At 63.3% G+C, this 259-nt stretch carries 1 protein-coding gene; it reads right to left on the reverse strand.

Annotated features, from left to right (window positions below):
• Window positions 1–259 (reverse strand): FG-GAP repeat domain-containing protein (locus IF89_RS0136920; protein WP_030778309.1); only part of this gene is annotated, 259 nt, incomplete at both ends.

The following is a 259-nucleotide window of genomic DNA, read 5'->3' on the forward strand; positions in this document are numbered from 1 at the left end:
CTGCGTGAAGTTCCACCCGCCGGTGACCTGCACGGCGGCGTTGAAAGTGCCGTTCCCACGACCGAGCCACATCTTGAGGTTGGCGTCGGCGTCCTTGGCGATGATGTCGGCCTTGCCGTCGCTGTTGAAGTCACCGGCCACGGTCTGCGTGAAGTTCCACCCACCCGTCACATTGACCGGCGAGTTGAAGTAACCGCCCGGATTGTGGGTCCACATCTTCAGGGTCGCGGAGGCGTCACGGGCGATGATGTCGGCCTCA

It is taken from the genome of Streptomyces sp. NRRL F-2664 (genome assembly GCF_000719345.1).
Classification (GTDB): Bacteria; Actinomycetota; Actinomycetes; order Streptomycetales; family Streptomycetaceae; genus Streptomyces.